We start from the raw sequence: 9,373 nt of genomic DNA, 5'->3' as shown, positions 1-9,373 counted from the left end.
CCCCCCCCCCCCCCCCCCCCCCCCCCCCCCCCCCCCCCCCCCCCCCCCCCCCCCCCCCCCCCCCCCCCCCCCCCCCCCCCCCCCCCCCCCCCCCCCCCCCCCCCCCCCCCCCACGCCCAGCGTGGCGGCGTCCACCCCGGCCTGGCGCAGCCGGCGGGCGATCGCCACCGGGTCCAGGTGCCCGGTGACCATGCGCCGCGCGTACGGGCCCAGCACCGTGCCGATCTGGAAGCCCGGGTCCAGCGTGGAGCCCAGGCCCTCGGTCATCACGATCATCTTCACGACCAGCGCGAGGTTGCGCGGCAGCGCCAGGTGGTGCCGGCGCAGCATCTCCAGCACGTCGCGCACCACGTCGCCGATGCGCACCTTCCCCAGCGGCAGCCCCTCGTAGCGGCTGAGCAGGTAGCCCGCGTCGGCGGCCAGCCGGCCGCGGTCCACCCGGTGCTTCGTGACGCCGATGTCGGCGAACGCGGCGGCGATGCGGGCCGGGTCGCGCCGCTCGAACGCGGCGAACAGGGCCGCGAGCTGCCGGCGGGTGCGCTCGTCGACCTCGCCGACCATGCCGTAGTCCAGCAGGCCGATGCGCCCGCCCGGCTCGATGAGGAAGTTGCCCGGGTGCGGGTCGGCGTGGAAGAAGCCGTGCTCGAAGACCATGTCGGCCAGCAGCCGGGTGGCGCGCGCGGCCAGCGCGCTGCGGTCGATGCCCGCCTCGTCCAGCGCCTGCAGGTCGCTGATCTTCGTGCCGCGCAGCCGCTCGAGCGTGATGACGCGCGAGGTCGTGGTGTCCCAGTGCACCGCCGGCACGTGCAGGTCCGGGTCGCCGGCGAAGTTGCGCGCGAACCGCTCGGCGTTGTGCCCCTCCTGCAGGTAGTCCAGCTCCGCGCGCAGGGTGTCGGAGAAGTCGGCGGTCAGCCCCACCAGGTCGTAGTCGGCGGCCGCGGACCAGCGGTGCGAGGCGCGCGCGGCCAGCGCCCGCAGGATCTCCAGGTCCGCCTCGACCTCCTCCACCACGCCGGGCCGGCGCACCTTGACGACCACCTCGCTGCCGTCGGCCAGGGTCGCCGCGTGCGCCTGCCCGATGGAGGCGCTGGCCAGCGGCACCGGGTCGAAGCGGGCGAAGACCTTCTCCGGGTCCGCGCCCAGCTCCTCGCGCACCGCGGCGCGGATCGCCTCCGCCGGCACGGGGGAGGCGCGGTCCTGCAGCTTCTCCAGCTCGCGCTGGAACGCCGGGTTGAGCAGGTCCGGGCGGGTGGAGAGGATCTGGCCCAGCTTCACCGCCGTGGGCCCCAGCTCCTCCAGCACCAGGCGCACGTGCACGGCGACGGTGTGCGGCTCCTCCGGCTGCGAGCGCGAGGCGGCGCGGCGGTCGGGCAGCACCCAGCGCTCCAGCCCGAGGGCGTGGACGAAGTAGCCCAGGCCGTGCCGGTACAGGACACGGCTGATCTGCAGGTAGCGGTCCTGGTGGCGCACGAGGCCCATCCTCACCCAGGTGGGCCGGGCGCGCGACGGCCCGCCCCGCTGCGCGAGCGGGACGGGCCGGTCGAGGGGGCGCCGGCGAGTGGCGCCCGGCTCACAGCTTGCGGGTGATGAGGGCCTGCTTGACCTCGGCGATCGCCTTGGTGACCTGGATGCCGCGCGGGCACGCCTCGGAGCAGTTGAAGGTCGTGCGGCAGCGCCACACGCCCTCCTTGTCGTTGAGGATCTCCAGGCGCAGGTCGGAGCCGGAGTCGCGGCTGTCGAAGATGAACCGGTGCGCGTTGACGATGGCCGCCGGGCCGAAGTACTGCCCGTCGTTCCAGAACACCGGGCAGCTCGACGTGCACGCCGCGCACAGGATGCACTTGGTGGTGTCGTCGAAGCGCTCGCGGTCGGCCTGCGACTGCACGCGCTCGCGGGTCGGCTCGGCGCCCTTGGTGATCAGGAACGGCATCACCTCGCGGTAGGAGGCGAAGAACGGCTCCATGTCCACGATCAGGTCCTTCTCGACCGGCAGGCCCTTGATGGGCTCGACGGTGATGGGCTTGTCGATGTTGAGGTCCTTCAGCAGGACCTTGCACGCCAGGCGGTTGACGCCGTTGATGCGCATCGCGTCGGAGCCGCACACGCCGTGCGCGCAGGAGCGGCGGAACGTCAGGGAGCCGTCCTTCTCCCACTTCACCTTGTGCAGGGCGTCCAGCACGCGGTCCGTGCCGTACATGGTGAGGTGGTGCTCCTCCCAGCGCGGCTCGCTGTCGCGCTCGGGGTCGTACCGGCGGATCCTCAGCGTCACGTCGAAGCTGGGCACCTCGCCCTTGCCGCTGATGTTGCCGCCCTCGCGCGGCTGGGCGCCGCCGCTGTGCTCGGACGCGGCCCGCGAGGACTTCGCGGGCCCGGCGGCGGCGTTGGTCTCGAGGGGTCCCTGTTCGGTGGTGGACATCAGTACTTGCGCTCCATCGGCTGGTACCGCGTCTGGACGACGGGCTTGAAGTCCAGGCGGGTGGTCTGCTGGCCGTCGGCGCCGGCTTCGCGGTACACCATCGTGTGCCGCATGAAGTTGACGTCGTCGCGGTTGGGGTAGTCCTCGCGGAAGTGGCCGCCGCGGGACTCCTTGCGCTCGAGCGCGCCGATGCACATCACCTCGGCGAGGTCGAGCAGGAAGCCGAGCTCCAGGGCCTCGAGCAGGTCCAGGTTGAACCGCCTGCCCTTGTCCTGGACGGCGGCGCGCGCGTAGCGCTCCTTGAGCCGCTCGATGTCCGTCAGGGCCTGCTTGAGGGTGGCCTCGGTGCGGAACACCTGGGCGTTGGCGTCCATCGTCTCCTGCAGCTCGGAGCGGATCGCGGCGATCCGCTCGGAGCCGGCGGGGCGGTCGCGCAGCTCGGTGAGCTGGGCGACGACGGCGCCCTCGGGGTTCGGCGGCAGCGCGACCCACTGCGCCTTGGAGGCGTACTCCGCGGCGGCGATGCCGGCGCGGCGGCCGAAGACGTTGATGTCCAGCAGCGAGTTCGTGCCCAGGCGGTTGGAGCCGTGCACCGACACGCACGCCACCTCGCCGGCGGCGTACAGGCCCGGCACGACGTGGCTGTTGTCGGAGAGGACCTCGGCCTCGACGTTCGTGGGCACCCCGCCCATCGCGTAGTGCGCGGTCGGGTAGACCGGCACCGGCTCGGTGTACGGCTCGACGCCGAGGTAGGTGCGGGCGAACTCGGTGATGTCCGGCAGCTTGGCGTCGATGTGCGCCGGCTCCAGGTGGGTCAGGTCGAGCAGGACGTAGTCCTTGTTCGGCCCGGCGCCGCGGCCCTCGCGCACCTCGTTGGCCATCGAGCGCGCGACGATGTCGCGCGGGGCGAGGTCCTTGATGGTGGGCGCGTAGCGCTCCATGAAGCGCTCGCCGTCGGCGTTGCGCAGGATGCCGCCCTCGCCGCGCGCGGCCTCGGACAGCAGGATGCCCAGCCCCGCCAGGCCGGTCGGGTGGAACTGGAAGAACTCCATGTCCTCCAGCGGGATCCCGCGGCGGTACGCGATGCCCATGCCGTCGCCGGTGAGGGTGTGCGCGTTGGAGGTCGTCTTGTAGACCTTGCCGGCGCCGCCGGTGGCCAGCACGACGGACTTGGCCTGGAAGACGTGGATCTCGCCGGTGGCGAGCTCGTAGGCCACCACGCCGGCGACGCGCTTGTCGCCGGGCACGCCGATGCTCGGCGGGGTCTGCACGAGCGGCTGCTCGGTCGCGCCCTCGATCTCGTCGCCGGTCCTGGCCTCGCCGGCGGGCAGCAGGAGCAGGTCCAGGACGTAGAACTCGTTGAAGAACTCCACCTCGTGCTTGACGCACTGCTGGTAGAGGGTCTGCAGGATCATGTGGCCGGTGCGGTCCGCGGCGAAGCAGGAGCGGCGCACGGGCGCCTTGCCGTGGTCGCGGGTGTGCCCGCCGAAGCGGCGCTGGTCGATGCGCCCCTCGGGGGTGCGGTTGAAGGGCAGGCCCATCTTCTCGAGGTCCAGGACCGCGTCGATGGCCTCCTTGCACATCACCTCGGCCGCGTCCTGGTCGACGAGGTAGTCGCCGCCCTTGACGGTGTCGAAGGTGTGCCACTCCCAGTTGTCCTCCTCGACGTTCGCCAGGGCGGCGCACATGCCGCCCTGGGCCGCACCGGTGTGCGAGCGCGTCGGGTAGAGCTTGGTGAGCACGGCGGTGCGGGCGCGCTTGCCCGCCTCGAGCGCGGCGCGCATCCCGGCGCCGCCCGCGCCGACGATGACCACGTCGAACTGGTGCGTCTGCATGTTGTCTCCTCGGGTCGCGCGCCGGTCAGCTGCCGGGGCTGGTGACGGTCGGCACGTCGTCGGCGGGCGCGCAGAACGAGAACTGGTGGTCGGGGGAGGAGCACGGGTCGAACGTGAAGATGACCAGCGTGCCCACGACGATCACGACGAGGGTCGCCACGTAGAGGGCCATCTTCAGCCAGAACCGCGTCGCGTCGCGCTCGGCGTAGTCGTTGATGACGGTGCGCACGCCGTTGGCGCCGTGCAGCATCGCCAGCCACAGCATCAGCAGGTCCCAGGTCTGCCAGAAGGGGCTGGCCCACTTGCCGGCGACGAAGCCCCAGTCGACCTGGTGGATGCCCTCGCCCGTCATGAGGTTGACGAAGAGGTGGCCGAAGACCAGGACGATCAGGGCCAGGCCCGACATCCGCATGAACAGCCAGCCGTACAGCTCCCAGTTGGTGCGGGTGGCGCGGCTGCGCTTGTAGGGGGAGCGGGGGGTCTCCAGCGCCGGGGCGTAGCCGGCGCCGGGGGTCTGCTCGGGTGCGCTCATCGCTGGCCGCCTCAGTGGGAGAAGACGATGGACAGGTGGCGGACGAGGAAGGGCACCATCAGCGCGGTCCACACGCCGACGACCGTCCAGAACATCGCGCGCTGGTGCTGGGTGCCCTTGTGCCAGAAGTCGACGAGGATGATCCGCACGCCGTTGAGCGCGTGGAAGACCACGGCGCCGACCAGGCCGGCCTCGCCCAGGCCCATGACGGGGTTCTTGTACTGGGCGATCACGCCGTCGTAGACCTCGGGGGACACGCGCACGGTGGCGGTGTCGAGCACGTGCACGAAGAGGAAGAAGAAGATCAGCACGCCCGAGATGCGGTGCATGACCCAGGACCACATGCCCTCGCGGCCCCGGTACAGCGTGCCCGGGGGCTTGATCCTTGACTTCGCCCCCGGCGTGGTGCCCTGCGGCGGCGGGGTGAGGCTCGTGGCCACCGGCGTCCTCCTCGATTCGTCCGACGCCGGGTGCTCCCGGGCTCCGGCGCTCGGGTGGCGGCGTCCTGGACCCATCGTAGGCGCGGGGCCGCGAGGCATCGCGCTCGCGGAGGCCGGTGAGGAGGTTTTGTGACGAAGGACTCACGCAGGGGTCGGGGACCTGCTCCGAGCAGGTGAGGTTCGCCTCACCGTACCGCGGGCGGCGGTCCCCGCGCGCCCGATCCCGCCCGGCGGCCGCGCCGTCCCCGGTAGGTTCACCCCGACGTGCAGGCGGACGGGAGGGGTCGAGGCGTGCAGGATCAGGGCGGGACGGACCGGACGACCGGGGACGAGGGGGCGGCGGGCCGCGGCCCGGCGGGAGCGGCGGGAGCGGCGCCCTGGTCGGTGGACGACCTCGAGGACGCCACCATCGACCTGTCGGACTTCCACGCGGTGGTGCCCGCCGGCGGCGCCGGCACCCGGCTGTGGCCGCTCTCGCGCAGCCACCGGCCCAAGTTCCTGCTGGACCTGACCGGCCGCGGGCGCACCCTGCTGCAGTCCACCTGGGACCGGCTGCTGCCGCTGACCGACGAGAGCCGCACGCTGGTGGTCACCGGGCAGGCCCACGCCGACGCCGTGGCCGCCCAGCTGCCCAAGCTGCCGCCGGAGAACATCCTGCGCGAGCCGTGCCAGCGCGACTCCGCCGCCGCCATCGGGCTGGCCGCCGCCGTGCTCGTGCGCCGCGACCCCGACGCGGTGCTGGGCTCCTTCGCCGCCGACCACAACATCTCCGGCCGCGACGACTTCGAGTCCTCCGTGGAGGAGGCGGTCGTCACCGCCCGCCGCGGCTTCGTGGTCACCATCGGCATCGCGCCCTCGCACCCGGCCACCGGCTTCGGCTACATCCGCCTGGGCAAGCGGCTGCGCCTGCAGGGCGCCCCCAACGCCCGCCGGGTGCTGCAGTTCAAGGAGAAGCCGGACGCGCGCACCGCCTCCGCGTACCTGTCCACCGGCGACTACCGCTGGAACGGCGGCATGTTCGTCGCCCGCGCCGACGTGCTGCTGGAGCTGCTCGCCGAGAACGTCCCGGCCCTGCACGCGGGCCTGCAGCGCATCGCCGACGCCTGGGAGACCCCGCAGCGCGACGCCGTGCTGGCCGAGCAGTGGCCCGCGCTGCCCTCCATCGCCATCGACCACGCCGTGGCCGAGCCGGCCGCCGAGGCCGGCCGCGTGGCCGTCGTGCCGGCCACCTTCGGCTGGGACGACGTCGGCGACTTCTCCTCCCTGGCCGAGCTGCTGCCGGCCGAGGTCGACGAGCCGCGCGTGCTCGGCGACTCCGCCCTGGTGATCACCGAGCAGGTCGCCGGCGGGCTCGTCGTGCCGGCCAACGACCGCGTGGTGGCGCTGCTGGGCGTGGACGACCTCGTCGTGGTGGACACCCCCGACGCGCTGCTGGTGACCACCCGCGCCCGCGCGCAGGAGGTCAAGAAGCTGGTGCAGCGCGCCAAGGAGGCCGGGCTGGACTCGGTGGTCTGAGCACCCGGGCGCGGTGCTCCGACCGGGCGGTGGCGGTCGGGACCGGCGCGCGGGCGGGGGTACCGTCCCGTGGCGTGAGCAGCCGCACGGGGAACGAGACGGTCAGCGCGCCCGCACCGGCCCCGGGCCCGCCGGCCGCGGAGCTGGTCGACCGCCTGGCTGCGCGGCACCTTTCCGCGGTGGTGGCCCTGCGGCGCGACGTGCACGCCCACCCGGAGCTGGCGCGCGCCGAGCACCGCACGACCGCCGCCGTGGCCGACCTGCTCACCGCCGGCGGCCTGGAGGTGCGGCTGCTGCCGGGCACCGGGCTGATCGCCGAGACCGGCCCGGGCGACGGGCCGCGGGTGGGGCTGCGCGCCGACCTGGACGCGCTGCCGCTGGAGGAGACCACCGGCCTGGCCTGCGCCTCCACCGTCCCCGGCGTCGCGCACGCCTGCGGCCACGACGTGCACACGGCCACCGTGGCCGGCGCCGCGCTGGTGCTGGCCGACCTGCACCGCGCCGGGGCCCTGGCGCACCGCGTGCGCCTGCTCTTCCAGCCCGCCGAGGAGGTCATGCCCGGCGGGGCGCTGGACCTGGTCGGCGCCGGGGCGCTGGAGGGCGTGGCCGCCCTGTACGGCCTGCACTGCGACCCCAGCCTGGACGCCGGCACCGTCGGGCTCAAGGCCGGCCCGATCACCTCCGCCTCCGACCACGTCACCGTGCGCCTGTCCGGCACCGGCGGGCACACCTCCCGCCCGCACCTGGCCGGCGACCTCGTCTTCGCCCTGGGGCAGGTCGTCACCCAGCTGCCCGCCGTGCTGGCCCGGCGCGTGGACCCGCGCGCCGGGGTGAACCTCACCTGGGGCGCGGTGCACGCCGGGGACGCCGCCAACGCGGTGCCCGCCGAGGGGTACGCGGCCGGGACGCTGCGCTGCATGGAGACGCAGGCGTGGCAGCACGCCGGCGAGCTCGTCGAGGACGTCGTGGCCGACCTGGTGCGCCCCTACTCCGTGCGCGCGGAGGTGTCCCTGGTGCGCGGGGTGCCGCCGGTGGACAACGACGTGCGCGCCACGCTGGTGCTGGAGGAGGCCGCCCGCGCCGTGCTGGGCCCGGACGCGGTGCTGCCCACGCGCCAGTCGCTGGGCGGGGAGGACTTCGCCTGGTACCTGCACCACGTGCCCGGGGCGATGGTCCGCCTGGGCACCCGCACCCCCGGCGGCCCCGACCACGACCTGCACCGGGGCGACTACGCACCGGACGAGGCGGCGCTGGGCGTCGGGGTGCGCGTCATGGCGGCCGCGGCCGCCGCGCCGCGCGCGCTGCTCCGTTGAGGGCCCGCCGAGGTCTCGATCCGGGCAAGACGCCCGCCGCAGCGGCCTGATCCGGTCAAGTTGCGCACTACGATGACCGCGCGCTCGTCGAACTGGCTTCGACGCCCCGCGCGCCCGCACCGCCGGACGACCCGCCGGACGACCTGGAGGACCCCACCCGTGAAGACCTTCACCCGCCTCGCCCCCGCCGCGGCCGTCGGTGCCACCGCGCTGCTGCTGCTGGCCGGCTGCGGCGAGCGCCCCGAGGGCGACGCCGTGGAAGGCCCCAACGCCACCGCCTCCAGCGGCGGCAAGACGATCAAGGCGTGCATGGTGCTGGACACCGGCGGCGTCGACGACCGCTCGTTCAACCAGTCCTCCTGGGCCGGCCTGGAGGCCGCCAAGGCCGAGAACGAGAACCTGCAGATCTCCTACGTGCCCTCCGCGGACGACACGCAGTACACGCCGAACCTGCAGGCGCAGGTGCAGCAGGGCTGCGACACGATCATCGGCGTCGGCGGCCTGATGGCCGACTCCATCAAGGAGGTCTCGGCCGCGAACCCCGACCAGGCGTTCGCCGAGATCGACTCCTCCTCCGAGGAGGAGAACGTCTACGCGCTGCAGTACAACACCGCCGAGGCCGCGTTCCTGGGCGGCTACCTCGCCGCCGGCATGACCAAGACGGGCGTCGTCGGCACCTGGGGCGGCCTGCCCATCCCGCCGGTCACCATCTTCATGGACGGCTTCTGGGAGGGCGTGCAGTACCACAACCAGCAGAAGGGCACGAACGTGCGCGTGCTGGGCTGGGACGAGAACAACCCCGACGGCGGCACCTTCGCCAACAGCTTCCAGGACCAGGCCGCGGGCCGCTCGATCACCGAGACCCTCGCCGGCCAGGGCGCCGACATCATCATGCCGGTCGCGGGCCAGGCCGGCCTGGGCGCCGGCGCCGCCGCGGAGGCCGCCGGCGGGAGCATCAACCTCATCTGGGTCGACACCGACGGCTGCGAGAGCGCCGAGCAGTACTGCGACTACTTCCTGTCCTCGGTGACGAAGAACCTCACCGACTCGGTCAAGGAGTACGCCCTCTCGGTCGCCGAGGGCGACGTGCCCACCGGCTCCTACGTGGGCACCCTGGAGAACGACGGCGTGGGCCTGGCGCCCTTCAACCGCTTCGACGCGCAGGTCCCCGCGGAGCTGAAGAGCGAGCTGGAGACGGTGCGCCAGGGCATCGTCGACGGCTCCATCGAGATCACCTCGCCCAGCGCGATCGCCGCCGGCTGAGACCGGGCCGGGCCGCCCGCCCGGCGGTGCCACCCGGGCCCTGTTGCACCCTCTCCCCG

At 73.8% G+C, this 9,373-nt stretch carries 8 protein-coding genes; 3 read left to right on the top strand and 5 right to left on the bottom strand.

Annotated features, from left to right (window positions below; genetic code table 11):
- The 5 genes from ACRYR7_RS22015 to sdhC all read right to left on the bottom strand — a co-directional run.
- A partial coding sequence (locus tag ACRYR7_RS22015) for an ABC1 kinase family protein (RefSeq protein ID WP_432574255.1) occupies positions 1–1,470 on the bottom strand: 1,470 nt, incomplete at its 3' end.
- 100 nt (positions 1,471–1,570) lie between these two features.
- Positions 1,571–2,416, bottom strand: coding sequence for a succinate dehydrogenase iron-sulfur subunit (locus tag ACRYR7_RS22010; protein WP_432574254.1), 846 nt, complete (start codon positions 2,414–2,416; stop codon positions 1,571–1,573).
- Positions 2,416–4,251: an FAD-binding protein gene (locus tag ACRYR7_RS22005; RefSeq protein ID WP_432574253.1), complete on the bottom strand. Its 1,836-nt coding sequence runs from the start codon at positions 4,249–4,251 to the stop codon at positions 2,416–2,418. Before ACRYR7_RS22005 ends, ACRYR7_RS22010 begins: the two co-directional genes overlap by 1 nt.
- A gap of 25 nt (positions 4,252–4,276) precedes the next feature.
- Positions 4,277–4,783 (bottom strand): succinate dehydrogenase hydrophobic membrane anchor subunit, encoded by a 507-nt coding sequence (locus ACRYR7_RS22000; RefSeq protein WP_432574252.1) that lies wholly within the window; start codon positions 4,781–4,783, stop codon positions 4,277–4,279.
- An 11-nt stretch (positions 4,784–4,794) separates the two neighbouring features.
- The gene (gene sdhC / locus ACRYR7_RS21995; RefSeq protein ID WP_432574256.1) at positions 4,795–5,166 is read right to left on the bottom strand and encodes a succinate dehydrogenase, cytochrome b556 subunit; all 372 of its coding nucleotides are present in this window, start codon (positions 5,164–5,166) and stop codon (positions 4,795–4,797) included.
- A 441-nt stretch (positions 5,167–5,607) separates the two neighbouring features.
- On the opposite strand from sdhC, the gene ACRYR7_RS21990 reads away from it, so the two are divergent.
- The 3 genes from ACRYR7_RS21990 (at position 5,608) to ACRYR7_RS21980 (ending at position 9,314) form a co-directional block, all read left to right on the top strand.
- Positions 5,608–6,738: a mannose-1-phosphate guanylyltransferase gene (locus tag ACRYR7_RS21990; protein ID WP_432574251.1), complete on the top strand. Its 1,131-nt coding sequence runs from the start codon at positions 5,608–5,610 to the stop codon at positions 6,736–6,738.
- Positions 6,739–6,812: 74 nt separating this feature from the next.
- The gene (locus ACRYR7_RS21985) at positions 6,813–8,051 is read left to right on the top strand and encodes an amidohydrolase (RefSeq protein ID WP_432574250.1); all 1,239 of its coding nucleotides are present in this window, start codon (positions 6,813–6,815) and stop codon (positions 8,049–8,051) included.
- A 159-nt stretch (positions 8,052–8,210) separates the two neighbouring features.
- Entirely contained in the window at positions 8,211–9,314 is a 1,104-nt protein-coding gene (locus tag ACRYR7_RS21980) for a BMP family lipoprotein (RefSeq protein ID WP_432574249.1), read from the top strand.
- Positions 9,315–9,373: the final 59 nt, after the last annotated feature.

Origin of the sequence: Kineococcus gurbantunggutensis, assembly GCF_050871925.1 — a bacterium.
Taxonomy (GTDB): domain Bacteria; phylum Actinomycetota; class Actinomycetes; order Actinomycetales; family Kineococcaceae; genus Kineococcus.
Note: the sequence above shows the minus strand (reverse complement) of the source record. Positions and strands in the feature narration are given on the sequence as shown.